Annotated in this window: 13 protein-coding genes; 5 read left to right on the top strand and 8 right to left on the bottom strand. The window is 49.3% G+C overall.

Annotated features, from left to right (window positions below; translation table 11 throughout):
* Nucleotides 1–7 precede the first annotated feature (7 nt).
* From fabD to yceD, 5 genes are all read right to left on the bottom strand, one after another.
* On the bottom strand, nt 8–937 hold the full coding sequence (gene fabD / locus HMPREF3091_RS14650) for an ACP S-malonyltransferase (protein ID WP_070716628.1): 930 nt from the start codon (nt 935–937) through the stop codon (nt 8–10).
* A gap of 103 nt (nt 938–1,040) precedes the next feature.
* Nucleotides 1,041–1,991 carry a beta-ketoacyl-ACP synthase III gene (locus HMPREF3091_RS14655; protein WP_004092925.1) on the bottom strand — a complete coding sequence of 317 codons (951 nt, stop codon included), beginning with the start codon at nt 1,989–1,991 and terminating at the stop codon, nt 1,041–1,043.
* A gap of 6 nt (nt 1,992–1,997) precedes the next feature.
* The gene (plsX, locus tag HMPREF3091_RS14660; protein WP_083321433.1) at nt 1,998–3,032 is read right to left on the bottom strand and encodes a phosphate acyltransferase PlsX; all 1,035 of its coding nucleotides are present in this window, start codon (nt 3,030–3,032) and stop codon (nt 1,998–2,000) included.
* A 27-nt stretch (nt 3,033–3,059) separates the two neighbouring features.
* Nucleotides 3,060–3,230: a 50S ribosomal protein L32 gene (gene rpmF, locus HMPREF3091_RS14665; protein WP_004092921.1), complete on the bottom strand. Its 171-nt coding sequence runs from the start codon at nt 3,228–3,230 to the stop codon at nt 3,060–3,062.
* Nucleotides 3,231–3,246: 16 nt separating this feature from the next.
* Complete coding sequence (gene yceD / locus HMPREF3091_RS14670; RefSeq protein WP_004092920.1) at nt 3,247–3,768, bottom strand: 23S rRNA accumulation protein YceD; 522 nt, start codon at nt 3,766–3,768, stop codon at nt 3,247–3,249.
* A gap of 141 nt (nt 3,769–3,909) precedes the next feature.
* Between yceD and HMPREF3091_RS14675 the strand changes: the two genes are divergently transcribed.
* Entirely contained in the window at nt 3,910–4,509 is a 600-nt protein-coding gene (locus HMPREF3091_RS14675) for a Maf family protein (RefSeq protein WP_070716630.1), read from the top strand.
* Between the two features lie 47 nt (nt 4,510–4,556).
* Here HMPREF3091_RS14675 and rluC read toward each other — a convergent pair whose 3' ends face one another.
* Complete coding sequence (gene rluC, locus HMPREF3091_RS14680; protein WP_004092918.1) at nt 4,557–5,513, bottom strand: 23S rRNA pseudouridine(955/2504/2580) synthase RluC; 957 nt, start codon at nt 5,511–5,513, stop codon at nt 4,557–4,559.
* A gap of 619 nt (nt 5,514–6,132) precedes the next feature.
* Here rluC and rne point away from each other — a divergent pair.
* Nucleotides 6,133–9,534: a ribonuclease E gene (rne, locus tag HMPREF3091_RS14685; protein WP_070716632.1), complete on the top strand. Its 3,402-nt coding sequence runs from the start codon at nt 6,133–6,135 to the stop codon at nt 9,532–9,534.
* Nucleotides 9,535–9,837: 303 nt separating this feature from the next.
* Here rne and HMPREF3091_RS14690 read toward each other — a convergent pair whose 3' ends face one another.
* Entirely contained in the window at nt 9,838–10,128 is a 291-nt protein-coding gene (locus HMPREF3091_RS14690; RefSeq protein WP_070716634.1) for a putative quinol monooxygenase, read from the bottom strand.
* 270 nt (nt 10,129–10,398) lie between these two features.
* On the opposite strand from HMPREF3091_RS14690, the gene pyrC reads away from it, so the two are divergent.
* The 3 genes from pyrC to fetB all read left to right on the top strand — a co-directional run bounded on the left by pyrC (nt 10,399) and on the right by fetB (nt 12,928).
* A complete protein-coding gene (gene pyrC / locus HMPREF3091_RS14695; protein ID WP_070716635.1) occupies nt 10,399–11,442 on the top strand; it encodes a dihydroorotase in 1,044 nt (347 codons plus the stop codon).
* A 68-nt stretch (nt 11,443–11,510) separates the two neighbouring features.
* Nucleotides 11,511–12,173 (top strand): iron efflux ABC transporter ATP-binding subunit FetA, encoded by a 663-nt coding sequence (gene fetA / locus HMPREF3091_RS14700; RefSeq protein ID WP_070716637.1) that lies wholly within the window; start codon nt 11,511–11,513, stop codon nt 12,171–12,173.
* Complete coding sequence (gene fetB, locus HMPREF3091_RS14705; RefSeq protein WP_008813808.1) at nt 12,170–12,928, top strand: iron efflux ABC transporter permease subunit FetB; 759 nt, start codon at nt 12,170–12,172, stop codon at nt 12,926–12,928. Before fetA ends, fetB begins: the two co-directional genes overlap by 4 nt.
* A gap of 100 nt (nt 12,929–13,028) precedes the next feature.
* Here the strand turns inward: fetB and fumA are convergent, their stop codons facing one another.
* Nucleotides 13,029–14,675, bottom strand: coding sequence for a class I fumarate hydratase FumA (gene fumA / locus HMPREF3091_RS14710; RefSeq protein ID WP_004092908.1), 1,647 nt, complete (start codon nt 14,673–14,675; stop codon nt 13,029–13,031).
* Nucleotides 14,676–14,942 lie beyond the last annotated feature (267 nt).

The raw sequence follows: 14,942 nt of genomic DNA on the forward strand, positions 1-14,942 counted from the left end.
CCTCTTCTTATTGTGCAAGCGCAGCGGACACTGATGCGGCATCGTTAATCGCTGCTGCAGTCATAGTGTCTACAATACGCTTGGTCAGGCCAGTCAGAACTTTGCCCGGTCCAACCTCCAGCAGATGCTCAACGCCCTCACCTGCCATAAATTCTACCGACTCGCTCCAGCGAACTGGGCTATACAATTGGCGAACAAGTGCATCGCGAATCGCCTCTGGAGAGGTTTCGGCTTTCACATCGACGTTATTGATCACTGCAAACAGCGGAGCATTGAATGTCACTTCCTGCAGCGCAACGGCCAGCTTCTCAGCCGCAGGCTTCATCAGCGCACAATGTGATGGCACGCTGACAGGCAACGGCAACGCACGTTTTGCCCCGGCAGCTTTGCAGGCAGCACCGGCACGTTCAACGGCATCTTTGTTACCAGCAATAACAACCTGACCTGGCGAGTTAAAGTTTACAGGAGAAACAACTTCCCCTTGCGCAGACTCTTCACACGCTTTAGCAATAGCGTCATTATCCAGACCGATAATAGCTGACATCGCACCTGTTCCTGCCGGAACGGCTTCCTGCATCAGCTTGCCACGCAGCTCAACCAGACGGATCGCCTGTTTGAAATCCAGCACACCGGCACAAACCAGCGCAGAATACTCGCCTAAGCTGTGGCCTGCCATCATCGCAGGCTGCGCGCCATTCTGCTGCTGCCATACACGATAAATAGCGACAGACGCCGCCAACAGCGCAGGCTGAGTCTGCCAAGTTTTATTCAGCTCTTCGGCTGGACCTTCCTGAACCAGTTTCCACAGGTCGTAGCCCAAAGCATCAGAGGCTTCAGCAAAAGTCTGCTCTACAATCGGAAATTGAGTCGCGAGATCGGCCAGCATGCCGACAGTCTGCGAACCCTGCCCCGGAAATACCATTGCGAATTTAGACATTTTTATATTCCTGATATTCTATTTCTAATTCAGCACAATAGAACAAAGTTACCCTGTCACTTAGGATAACTTCATCCCACTCATATTAGAAAAAGCTTAACAATTAAAAGCGAACTAAAGCAGAACCCCAGGTGAAACCGCCACCAAAGGCTTCGAGCAGAATCAGTTGGCCACGCTGGATACGACCATCGCGCACCGCTTCATCTAGTGCACAAGGCACCGATGCGGCAGAAGTATTACCGTGGCGATCCAGCGTTACCACCACATTATCCAACGTCATACCCAGCTTTTTCGCCGTAGCGCTGATAATGCGCAAGTTAGCCTGATGTGGAACCAGCCAATCCAAGTCGCTGCGTTCAAGGTTATTCGCAGTAAGAGACTCGTCAACAATGTGGGCTAGCTCTGTCACAGCAACTTTGAAGACTTCATTACCGGCCATCGTCAGATATGCTTGATCGTCGGTATAACGCTGACGATTTGGTAACGTCAGCAATTCGCCATAACGGCCATCGGCATGAATGTGCGTAGACAAAATACCGGCTTCGTCAGAAGCGCCCAGCACCACAGCTCCCGCACCATCACCGAATAAAATCACCGTGCCGCGATCTTGAGGATCCAATGTGCGGCTCAACGTATCAGAACCAATCACCAGCGCATGTTTTACCGCACCGTTTTTGACATATTGATCGGCAATGCTCAGCGCATAGGTGAAGCCAGCACAAGCGGCAGCAACATCAAACGCCGCGCACCCTTTGATCCCCAGCATATTTTGAACTTGGCAAGCGGCGCTTGGAAACGCGTGAGTCGCAGACGTTGTCGCAACAACAATCAGGCCAATCTCATCTTTATCAAGCCCAGACATCTCAAGCGCATGCTTAGCCGCTTCAAACGCCATGGTTGACACGTTTTCATCCGGCGCTGCAATGCGGCGTTCACGGATACCTGTACGGGAAACAATCCACTCATCAGACGTTTCAACCATACGTTCTAAATCAGCGTTGGTACGCACTTGTACGGGCAGATAGCTCCCCGTACCGAGAATTCTTGTATACATGTACGATCAATCACTCTTGGGTAATATCGCCTCAAGGCGCAGGGCAATTCGCTGAGGAATTTGCCTTTGCACCGCCTGCACAGCCTGTTCGATAGCAACAGCGAACGCTTTTTGGTTCGCTGCGCCGTGGCTTTTAATCACGGTGCCACGCAATCCTACCAGACAAGCTCCATTATACTGGTCGGGGTTCAAGTCACCGAAACGCTTAGCAATTCTTTTTTGTATCCAGCGTCCCAATAACTTTAACCACCAGGAGCGTCTGCGCTTCTCTCCCGGTGATTTGAGAAGGGACAGGAACATACGCACCACCCCTTCCATTGTCTTTAACGTAACATTACCCACGAAGCCGTCACAAACCAACACATCTGTTTTGCCCGTTAGCAAATCATTGCCTTCCAGATAGCCGATATAGTTAATCGCTGGCGTGCCCTTAAGCACAGCGGCGGCTTCGCGGATATTGTCTAAACCTTTACACTCTTCTTCACCAATATTTAGCAGGGCGACGCGCGGCGTTGCTACGCCAACGAGTTCTTCGGCCATTACCGCACCCATCACGGCAAACTGCACTAACATGGCACTACTACTTTCAACGTTAGCACCTAAGTCCAGCACTACCGTCTTACTTTTTTGCTGATTAGGCAAAACCGTCATTAACGCTGGACGCTCAATACCGTCTAAAGGCTTAAGCATCATTTTTGCCAGCCCCATCAGCGCACCGGTATTTCCCGCGCTAACGACGGCCTGCGCTTCACCATTCTTCACTAAGTCGAGAGCAACGCGCATCGATGTTCCCTTGCTCGTACGGATCGCATGCGAGGGTTTAGCATCGTTGGGAATTACAGACTCAGCAGGAACCACACGCAAACGTTCTTGAAGCGACGGATCGGCTTTAGCAAGATAAGGTGCGATGGCGTCGGGTTGTCCGACAATCAGAAGGTATAGCGACGAAGTAGAGGCCAGTGCCTGCAAAGCTGCAGGCACTGTGATGCAAGGACCGAAATCCCCGCTCATAGCATCTAACGCTAGGGTTAGACGAGTCAAAGTATCGCCTTGTAAATACTAAAAGTATTACTTAACGATAACCTTGCGACCGCGGTAGAAACCGTCCGCAGTGACATGGTGACGCAGGTGAGTTTCACCGGAAACCTTGTCAACAGAGACGGTAGTCGTGGTCAGCGCATCGTGTGAACGACGCATACCACGGCAAGAGCGGGTTTTTTTGTTCTGTTGTACGGCCATTGACCTTACTCCTTGATTACTTTCGCTTTAAACTGGCTAATGCGGCAAATGGGTTTGGTTTCTCCGCCTCTGGAGGCAGTTTGCCAAATACCATGTCCGCTTCGGACACTTCACAGTGTTCAGATTCATGCACCGGAACTACCGGCAGGGCGAGGATAATTTCATCTTCTACCATTGCCAGCAAATCGACTTCACCAAATTCGTTGACTTCGATCGGCTCGTAAGCTTCCGGCAATGCCTCAGCCTGCTCGTCATTGGCGACCGGACTGAAACAATACGTTGTATGGACTTGCTGTTGGAACGTCTGATTACAGCGCTGACAACATAACGTTACCGTTACGTCGGCATGACCAGTAATCACCGCTAACCGCTGGTTATCAATATTAAATGACAACGACACGGCAACATCGCTATCCACACTGACCACAGATTCAGCAACTCGCGTTACCTGCTCAGACGAATAGAAACCAACGTAATCTAATCGTTTCTGTGCAGTACGAACTGCATCGAGGGTCAAGGGTAATTTTACCTTTTGCATAGGGCGCGCATATTAACTTTGTAAAGACCGAGAGTCAAAGGAAAAGGCCTTGTGGGCGCACTTTCCCTCCAATATTCGCTTCCTGAGCGGCGGACAGTTTAAAATGTCAGATTCAATTACGCCATGCTTTATGGAAAAAATATGTCACCTTTGATTCTAGCCTCTACTTCGCCTTACCGCCGAGCTTTGCTTGAAAAGCTTGGCGTTGAGTTTCTCTGCGCCGCGCCCGATACCGATGAAACACCGAAAAATGGGGAATCCGCAACTGCCTTGGTTCAACGCTTGGCGTTAGAAAAAGCACTCTCACTGACAGATAAATTCCCTAATAGCCTTATTATTGGCTCCGATCAGGTGTGTGTTATTGATGGAAATATCGTCGGTAAACCGGGCTCAGTGGAGAATGCGCAGCGCCAATTGCACGCGGCCAGTGGAAAAATCATCACCTTTTATACCGGTCTGTGCGTAGTTAATAGCCACACCATGCACAGAGAAATTATCTGCGAACCATTCCACGTTCATTTTCGTCATTTAAGTGATGAAGAGATTCGCGCTTATATCGAGCTAGAAATGCCGCTCAGTTGCGCGGGAAGCTTTATGTGTGAAGGTGCGGGGATTTTACTTTTTAGCCGCCTCGAGGGCCGAGATCCCAATGCGCTGATCGGACTCCCGCTGATTGCGCTCAATGAGATGCTACGTAAATTAGGTTACAACGCCCTGCTACACGGCAAAAACAGAGCATAAAAAAAGCCGGAGTCACTCCGGCTTATTCAGGAACAATCAGAAAAGTATTACGCCTTTGTCTTGCGCAATACGTCAAGGCAATGGCGCAATTTCTTATCCAACGGGGCCTCAACACGCATGGTTTCCCCCGTATTCGGGTGCTCGAAACGCAATGCGGCAGCATGTAGGAACAAGCGATCCAAGCCCGTGCCTTTCAATTCGCTATCAAACTCGCGATCGCCATAGCGATCATCAAAGGCAATCGGATGCCCCGCATGCAGCGTATGAACACGGATCTGGTGTGTACGTCCCGTGACAGGACTTGCTTTCACCAGCGTAGCATTCTCAAAGCGCTCCTCCACTTTGAAGCGAGTCTCTGACGGTTTGCCCTCGGCATTTACCCGCACGATACGCTCACCGCTTTGCAGGATGTTCTTCAACAATGGCGCCTGCACCACTTTACAGTGCGACTGCCACTGTCCACGCACCAGCGCGAGATAATCTTTCTGCATGCCCTTCATACGCAGTTGTTCATGCAGTGCACGCAGAGCAGAGCGTTTTTTAGCAACTAACAGCACACCCGAGGTTTCACGGTCCAAACGATGAACCAGTTCAAGGAAACGTGCCTCAGGGCGCAGCGCGCGCAATCCTTCAATAACACCAAAGCTTAGGCCGCTGCCGCCGTGAACCGCTGTCCCAGAAGGCTTATTCAGCACCAACAAATAATCATCTTCAAAGATAATGCAGTCGTTGAGCGCCGCAACTTTGTCCAGTTTCGCGGAAACAGGCGCTTCATCTCGCTCCGCAATGCGTACCGGAGGAATGCGAACCTCATCTCCAGGCTGCAATTTATATTCTGGTTTAATGCGTTTTTTATTAACCCGCACCTCGCCCTTGCGCACGATGCGATAAATCATACTTTTTGGCACGCCTTTCAGTTGATTGCGCAAAAAATTATCAATACGCTGCCCTGCCTCATCGGCGGCAATCGTGACTAACTTTACTGAAGTGTTATTCATATTCATGGGCGCGATTTTAAAGAGGCAACTCTCTGCATGCCACTTCTTTTTTGAACTCGCCGAAGATAATCATGAAAGGAATGAAAAAGAGACGATGCCGACACGGTGGAGAGAACGTTTGCGCCCGCATTATGCCTAATATACGAGCAACCAGACAGCCTTGTTGTGAACTACTGCAAGAATCTTCCGGATAAGGGCAAAAGTCGTCTTGCTATACAGGGCATTGCAGTGGAATAATGACAAAGATTTCCGCGTTTATTCTCATTAAGACAGGGAAAACGACGGGATTTGACGTTTACTTGATGACACAGAAATGCAGCAATGGCGTAAGACGTAGTGTGAAATCAAGTAATTAGCGGGCTGTGGGTAGCAGTCTGACCAAAATCATGGAATCAGTAATACTCATATTTTGTAGGGTTATCTACTGATAAACAGTGCTCTGTTTCACAAAGCTGTTTTTTCGCTAAGAAACATAGGCTTACCGAAATATGCGCCCCTATGCAGGCGACAACCGTGAGGTTGACGACTTTGCGATAAGACTCGGGGTCATCGGTCTTCCTCTCGGTCAGGACGTTATTTTGCCCGCAGCTTAGTTGCCAATGCAAAAAAAATGAGTAAGTTTAAGATGAAAAGAATGTTGATTAACGCAACTCAGCAGGAAGAGTTGCGTGTTGCCCTGGTAGACGGACAGCGTCTGTACGATCTGGATATTGAAAGCCCAGGTCACGAACAGAAAAAAGCGAATATCTACAAGGGAAAAATAACCCGTATTGAGCCAAGTCTGGAAGCTGCTTTTGTAGATTACGGTGCTGAACGACATGGTTTTCTCCCCCTCAAAGAAATCGCCCGCGAATATTTCCCTAGCAATTACTCCTCTCATGGCCGCCCAAACATCAAAGATGTTTTGCGCGAAGGTCAGGAAGTTATTGTTCAGGTTGATAAAGAAGAACGTGGAAACAAAGGCGCAGCGCTAACAACGTTTATCAGCCTAGCTGGTAGCTACTTGGTATTGATGCCGAACAATCCGCGTGCAGGTGGTATTTCTCGTCGTATCGAGGGTGACGACCGTACAGAATTGAAAGAAGCCCTTTCTTCTCTGCAGTTGCCAGATGGAATGGGTCTAATTGTACGTACCGCAGGCGTAGGCAAATCTGCCGAAGCTCTGCAATGGGATCTGTCATTCCGCCTGAAACACTGGGATGCCATTAAAAAAGCCGCTGAAGGCCGCCCTGCTCCATTCCTAATCCATCAAGAAAGCAACGTTATCGTTCGCGCATTCCGTGATTACCTGCGCCCTGATATCGGCGAAATCCTGATTGATAACCCAAAAATTCTCGATCTCGCTAAACAGCATATTGCTGCGCTGGGTCGTCCTGATTTCAGCAGCAAGATTAAGCTGTATACCGGTGAAATCCCGCTGTTTAGCCACTACCAGATCGAATCCCAGATTGAGTCTGCGTTCCAGCGTGAAGTACGCCTGCCTTCCGGCGGCTCCATCGTTATTGACTCGACTGAAGCCTTGACCGCTATCGATATTAACTCCGCTCGTGCAACTCGCGGCGGCGATATTGAAGAAACCGCGTTCAATACTAACCTTGAAGCGGCTGATGAAATTGCTCGCCAGCTGCGACTGCGTGACCTTGGCGGCCTGATCGTGATCGATTTTATCGATATGACACCGGTACGCCATCAGCGCGAAGTTGAAAACCGTCTACGCGACGCCGTCCGTCAGGATCGTGCCCGTATTCAGATTGGCCGTATTTCACGCTTCGGTTTGCTGGAAATGTCTCGTCAACGTCTGAGCCCGTCTCTTGGCGAGTCCAGCCACCACGTGTGTCCGCGCTGTAACGGTACTGGCACTGTGCGTGACAATGAGTCACTGTCTCTCTCGATTCTGCGCCTGATTGAAGAAGAAGCGCTGAAGGAAAACACCAACGAAGTTCACGCGATTGTTCCTGTTCCGGTTGCTTCATACCTGTTGAACGAAAAGCGTGAATCCGTGAGTGCTATTGAGAAGCGTCAGGATGGTGTGAAAGTCATCGTCGTTCCTAACGATCAGATGCAAACCCCCCATTATTCCGTCGTACGCGTGCGTAAAGGTGAAGAAACCAGCACCCTTAGCTATCTTTTGCCTCAGTTACATGAGGCAGAGAGCCTGACCGCTGAAGAAGAACCTGTACTTGAGCGTAAACGCCCTGAACAACCCGCATTAGCGCCGTTCTCTCTGGATGTTGAGGCTCCACCGGCTGAAACTACCGCACCAGCTACCGTAGCACCTGCGGCGAAAGCCGTTGCTAAGCCAGCTGAACCGGCCCAACCAGGTTTGATTAGCCGCTTCTTCTCTGCACTGAAAAATATGTTTGCTGGTTCAGAGTCAGAGCAAAAACCTGCTGCCGAGCCTGCTGCGCCAGTGGAAGAACCTCGCCGCCAGAATCAGGATCGCCGCAACAACAACCGCCGTCAAAATGGCCGTCGCGATCGTAATGACCGCAACGATCGTAATAACGAGCGCAATAGCGACCGCCCTGAACGCAGCAACGACCGTAATAACGATCGTAGCAACGATCGCAACGAACGTAACAGCAACCGTGAAGACCAGCGCCGTAATCGCCGCCAGCCAGCACAAGCTGTCAATACCGACGTTGCCGTTGATGCAGCGCCAACTGAACAGCGCGATGAACAGCAGCCGCGTCGTGAGCCGCGTAACAACGACCGTCAGCGTCGTCGTACCGAGGATAAACGTCAGGCTCAGCAAGAAGTAAAAGCGCTAGAAAACAACGACGCCGTCGCTACGACCGAAGCCGAAGAAAGCAACCGTGAAGAGAATCAGCACATGCCGCGCCGTCAGCGCCGCCAGCTGACTCAAAAAGTACGCTTCACAACGCAGGCTGAAGACGATGCTGCAGCGTTAGCTAAAGCCTCAGTTCCTGCCGTAGTCGTCACGCCGACGGTGGCTGAAGCTGCGCCGGTTGTTCAGGCTGATGCGCCGCAGCAGCAGGCAAGCGAAGAAGAAAACTTCCGTGATAACCGTCAAGGTGAAAACGGTATGCCTCGTCGTTCTCGCCGCTCACCTCGTCATCTGCGTGTTAGCGGTCAACGCCGTCGTCGCTATCGTGATGAGCGTTACCCAACTCAGTCGCCAATGCCTCTGGCATTTGCCGCCGCTTCTCCAGAGATGGCGTCTGGCAAAGTGTGGATCAGCTATCCAGTTGCACCAACGGCAACGACTGAAGTTGAAGCGCATGCCTCTGCAACCGAACAACGCCAGATCGAAACGCATGTTTCTCCTGTTGCTGAAAACGTTGTAGAACAACCAGCAGTGCCAGCAGTGACTGAAACCGTTGACGCGGTACCCGTCATTAAGCCTGTCATCATCCCTCCGGTGGTCACTTCTGTAGTCGCAACCTCCGTTGCTGCAGCACCGGCTGCATCGCTAACCACGGATACCGTTGCGGCAGAGCCTGCGGCTGAAGTTAAAACTGCAGAGCCAAGCATCGACGCTGTAGAAGTCGCTTCTGACGCTCCTGTTGTTGACGAAACCACAGTTGAAGGCACCGTGGTTGAGCAACCCGTTACTGAAGAAACCACGGATGCTGTTGCTCCCGTTATGGCAGAAATTCCGGCTGAACCAGTGAGCGAAGCACCAGCGACGGCTGAATCCACGGTGACTGCAACTGAAACTGCTGAAGTTCCTGCCTTGGCAGAGACTCAGCCAGAAACAGAAGTGGTTGAAGCGCCAGTGGCTGATGAAACTGTAGAGACTATGGCTACTGAAGAAGCTGTCGTCGAAACACCTGTACAGCCAGTGACTCCAGCTAAACCAGTTGTTGTGGTTGCCGCTAAAGCACAGCGCGTAGCAACAGCACCAATGACTAAGGCTCCCGCACCTGAGTATGTTCCTTCGACTCCGGCCGTGAGCACATGGCAGCGCCCTGCTTTGGATCTACAAAGCAAAGGCGGTGCCGGTGGTCATGCAGCGGTAAGTCAGGCAACAGCACCGGCAACTAAGCCACCAGCCGTTGACTGATGAGTTGGCTATTGCACTAAATCAAAAACCCGCCATTGGCGGGTTTTTGATTTATAATCTGATTTCAGAATTACTTTATTAAATAATAAAAATCATTCTCACGTATTTAATAATATTAAAGCGCCAATGATTAGGACAATTATTATTCATCATTTGAGCTAGGATAAGTTTGTTATAGATGGAATATAATTTTCCTAGAGTTTCTGACATCAGAATGTATTATTCCCGCACAGTCTCCGGCTGCATGACGCAATGGGCATGAAGGAAAACCTTAGCCCCCGGAGACTGGCTATTATTTATTCATCAAGCGATTTGATGTAGAACCTTAATATCAAGCATCTCCAACTTCCCTTCGATTTCTTTCACAAAATTCTGGAAGTGAACGGTATTATTATGGTGATCTACCGCCTCCTGAGACGCCCATACTTCGAAGAATACGTAGGTGCCTTTATGGCCGATTTCTTCGTGCAGATCGTACTGAATATTACCGACCTCTTGTCTGCTAGGATCGACAACGCGTTCCACTGCGCTATGAATGGCTGCTGCATGTTCTGGTTTAGCGATCAAGGTTGCAACTATACGAATCTCACTCATCGTGGTACTCCTTTTCTTTGATTCCACTAGATTCATTCATTTAATACCTGCCTTCACATTACGCTTTTTGTCACACAAAATCCCGCAGGAATTCTCTTGAATCATACTAATTATCGATAGATCACAACAAACGGGTGCATATTGACGCGTTTCCCCTTATCCTTATTCCCCGCCATAAAAACACATTTTTATCGCTAATTTAAGAATGTGTCTCGCTCGATCTGTATCGTCAACATCACTCAAGACAGTCTTGTCAGCCGGAGCCTTGTAATGACCGTAATGCAGCACGCCCTTAAGATCCGCCGCCCAGATGACTGGCATCTTCATCTTCGCGATGACGAAATGCTAAAAACCGTTTTACCGCACACCAGCCAGCATTTTGCCCGTGCCATCGTCATGCCTAATCTGGTTCCGCCGATCACCAGCGTTGCTCAGGCACAGGCCTATCGTGCACGCATTCTTGCTGCCGTACCGGCGGAGCACGATTTCACGCCGCTAATGACCTGCTATCTTACCGACGATCTCGATGCCAATGAGCTGGTCTCAGGGCACACCGAAGGCGTTTTTACTGCAGCAAAGCTCTATCCTGCTAATGCCACCACGAACTCCAAACATGGCGTAACATCGGTTCCTGGGCTATATCCGCTGTTTGAGAAGATGCAAAAAATTGGCATGCCACTGCTGATCCATGGAGAAGTTACCTTGCACGACGTGGACATCTTTGACCGAGAGGCTCGTTTCATTGATGAAGTTATGCTGCCTCTGCGCAAAAATTTCCCAGAGCTAAAAATTGTATTTGAGCACATCACGACCCAAGAGGCTGCCGAGTTTGTGACCGAAGGGGATAGCTTTTTAGCCGCAACCATTACTCCGCAGCACCTGATGTTTAATCGCAACCACATGCTGGTTGGCGGTATTCGTCCACATCTGTTCTGTCTGCCCATACTGAAGCGCAGCACGCATCAGCAAGCGTTGCGTAAGGCAGCCACCAGCGGCAACAGTCGCTTCTTCCTTGGTACAGACTCTGCGCCGCATTCACGCCATCGCAAGGAATCCAGCTGCGGATGTGCCGGTGTATTTAATGCGCCAACAGCCGTACAGGCCTATGCAACCGTGTTTGAAGAGGAAAATGCGCTACAACATCTTGAAGCATTTTGTTCACTCAATGGCCCTGCATTTTATAACCTGCCAGTCAACGAGAGCTATATCGAACTGGTACGCGAACCCGTCACCGTAGCCGAATCTATCCCCTGCGGTGACGATACATTGATCCCATTCTTAGCCGGAGAAACCGTTCAATGGACGGTCAAGTAAACGACTAATATCCAAAATTGGGACCAGCCCACTTATTCAGTGGGCTGCAACACCAGATGGAACATAAAATGAGTAACACGGAGAATCTGCTTGAATTGCGCAATATTTGTTTTAGCGTCGATCAACAGATCATTATCGACAATCTCTCTTTAACGCTTCAGCCCAACGAGTTCAAAGTGATTACCGGCCCATCCGGTTGCGGTAAGAGCACTCTGCTGAAAATAATAGCCTCTTTATTCCCCCCCACCTCGGGCGATATTTTTCTCCACGGACAGAATATTCTCACGATCAAACCTGAAGAGTATCGTCAGAAGGTGTCTTACTGTTTCCAAACCCCAGTTCTATTTGGTGAGACGGTCAGTGATAACCTCAAATTTCCGTATCAAATCCGCGGAGATAAAGTCGACAATGAAAAAATAAAAAAGGGACTGTTACAGTTCGATCTTCCTCTACACATTCTAGACAAGAAGATTGATGAACTTTCCGGTGGCGAAAAACAGCGTGTGGCTCTGCTGCGCAATCTGCAATATCAACCTGAAATCTTGTTGCTTGATGAAATAACCAGCGCTCTTGACGATAAGAATAAAGAAATTGTGCATCAGGTCATTGATGATTTAATCAGTAGTTCTGGCATCGCCGTATTATGGGTCACACACAACAGCGATGAAATCCGTCAATCCCATAATCTTCTACGTATGGAAAAACATGAAGCCAAAGGGGAAGAACAGTGAGCGAACATAATATAACCGATCAATCACTGGTTATGGCTCTAGCACTCGTCGCTATCGCACTACTGATCAGCGGTAAAGAAAAGTTAGGGTTAGAAAAAGATATTATCTGGAGCGTAACCCGCGCCATTATCCAGTTGATTATCGTTGGCTATGTCCTGAAGTATATTTTTAATATCGACCATGCTCTGCTGACGCTTTTAATGGTGCTATTTATTTGCGTCAATGCGGCTTACAACGCCAAGAAGCGCAGCAAAAATTTAAGCCACGCTTTTGTCATCTCGCTAATCGCTATCGTTACGGGTACCGCGCTTACGTTGGCAGTGCTGATCCTCAGCGGCTCCATAACATTTACACCTATGCAGGTTATTCCTATTTCCGGAATGATTGCGGGTAATGCGATGGTCGCTGTCGGACTGTGCTACAACAATCTGCGCCAGCGTTTTGCGGATGAAAAACAAAAAGTGCAAGAAATGCTCAGCCTCGGTGCGACACCTAAACAGTCGTCTGCCGCAATTATCCGTGCCAGCATCAAAGCCGCGCTAATACCGACCGTTGACTCAGCCAAAACTGTCGGGCTAGTCAGTTTACCGGGGATGATGTCGGGGCTTATTTTTGCAGGGATAGATCCTGTGAAAGCGATTCGCTATCAGATCATGGTGACATTTATGCTGCTCTCTACCGCAAGCCTCTCGACCATCATTGCCGGCTATCTCGCCTACAAAAAGTTTTATTCTGATCGGTCACAGTTATTATAGTTTGACCCGGTGATAAATACGCCCCCCACTTAACATCACGTATAAGCAAAAAGCCCTGCTGAATAAGCAGGGCTTTATTATGACGGCTATGCGTAAAATACTACTTCACACAGCGAGTACATTGTTCAGACTGGATCACTTGGAAGAAGTCATTACCTTTGTCATCAACCAGAATAAATGCAGGGAAGTCTTCAACCTCAATTTTCCAGATCGCTTCCATACCCAGTTCTGGATACTCCAGACATTCTAAGCTCTTAATACTTTGCTGAGCCAGAACTGCGGCTGGGCCACCGATGCTGCCGAGGTAAAAACCGCCGTGTTTCTTACAGGCATCAGTCACCTGCTGGCTACGGTTACCCTTCGCCAACATGACCATGCTACCGCCGTGGGCCTGCAGCAAATCGACATAGGAATCCATACGCCCTGCCGTTGTTGGGCCTAAAGAACCAGATGCATAACCCGCTGGCGTCTTCGCCGGTCCTGCGTAGTAAATCGGATGATCTTTAACGTATTGCGGCAGATCCTCTCCTTTATCTAAGCGCTCTTTCAGTTTAGCGTGAGCAATATCGCGGCCAACAACAATGGTGCCACTCAGAGATAGACGAGTAGAGACCGGATACTGAGAGAGTTGCTGCAATATTTCAGACATTGGACGGTTTAAATCAACCTTAACCGCTTCCCCCTCACCGGCTTTACGCAGATGTTCAGGAATATATTTACCCGGATTGCTTTCCAGTTTCTCAATCCAGATACCATCGCGATTGATCTTCGCTTTGATATTACGGTCTGCCGAGCAGGAAACCCCCATGCCCACTGGACAAGAAGCACCATGACGAGGTAAACGAATAACACGAACATCATGGGCGAAATATTTGCCACCAAACTGTGCACCTAGGCCGAGATTCTGAGCTTCTTTCAGCAACTCCTGCTCAAGCTCAATATCACGGAACGCCTGACCATGCTCGTTACCTTCCGTTGGCAGGCCATCGTAATATTTGGTAGAAGCGAGCTTCACGGTTTTCAGCGTCGCTTCAGCTGAAGTGCCACCGATAACAAAAGCAACGTGGTATGGAGGGCATGCAGCAGTACCTAAAGTACGCATTTTATCGACCAGATAATTTTTCAGCTTACCCGGAGTTAATAGCGCTTTAGTTTCTTGATAAAGATAAGTTTTATTCGCTGAGCCGCCGCCTTTAGCGATGCACAGGAACTTATACTCATCGCCGTCGGTGCTATATAAATCGATCTGCGCAGGCAGGTTACTGCCGGTGTTAACCTCTTTATACATATCCAGCGCGGCGTTTTGCGAATAGCGCAGATTATCTTCGATAAAGGTGTTATATACGCCGCGAGACAGGGCTGCTTCATCACCGCCCCCCGTCCAAACTCGCTGACCTTTCTTACCGACGATAATGGCGGTTCCAGTGTCCTGACAGGTTGGCAAAATCCCCTTTGCCGCAATTTCAGAATTGCGCAGGAACTGCAGTGCGACATATTTGTCGTTTTCACTGGCTTCTGGGTCGTCAAGAATTTGGGCGACCTGCTGTTGATGGGCTGGGCGAAGCATAAAGGAGGCATCGTGGAACGCGTGTTGTGCAAGGAGAGTCAGCGCTTGCGGCTCAACCTTCAGGATTTCTTGCCCTTCAAACTCAGCGACCGAAACATGATCTTTACTCAACAGATAGTATTCGGTTTCGTCTTTTTTTAGTGGGAACGGATCTTGGTAATGAAATGGCTTATTTGACATTTTTTTCTCACTTGCAACATCAGCTTCAGTAGATTCACACTCACGCGACGTATTCTCGTCGGCTCACTGTGTAAAGAAAACACCACCACCTTACGTGTTTTTAGCCTGTTGATTCTTGAGCTAAATCCAAAATATACCCTCTAATGATAAAGGGGTACTTTTTGAATGGGTGCTTTCCATCTTCACAGGGTGAGAACTGCGGGTACAGACTATTAATTGCTAAAGTCATTATCTCGCAGTTAACACAATGATTACAATCACTGAGAC

Origin of the sequence: Hafnia sp. HMSC23F03 (assembly GCF_001816025.1) — a bacterium.
In the GTDB taxonomy this organism is placed as follows: Bacteria; Pseudomonadota; Gammaproteobacteria; order Enterobacterales; family Enterobacteriaceae; genus Hafnia; species Hafnia paralvei.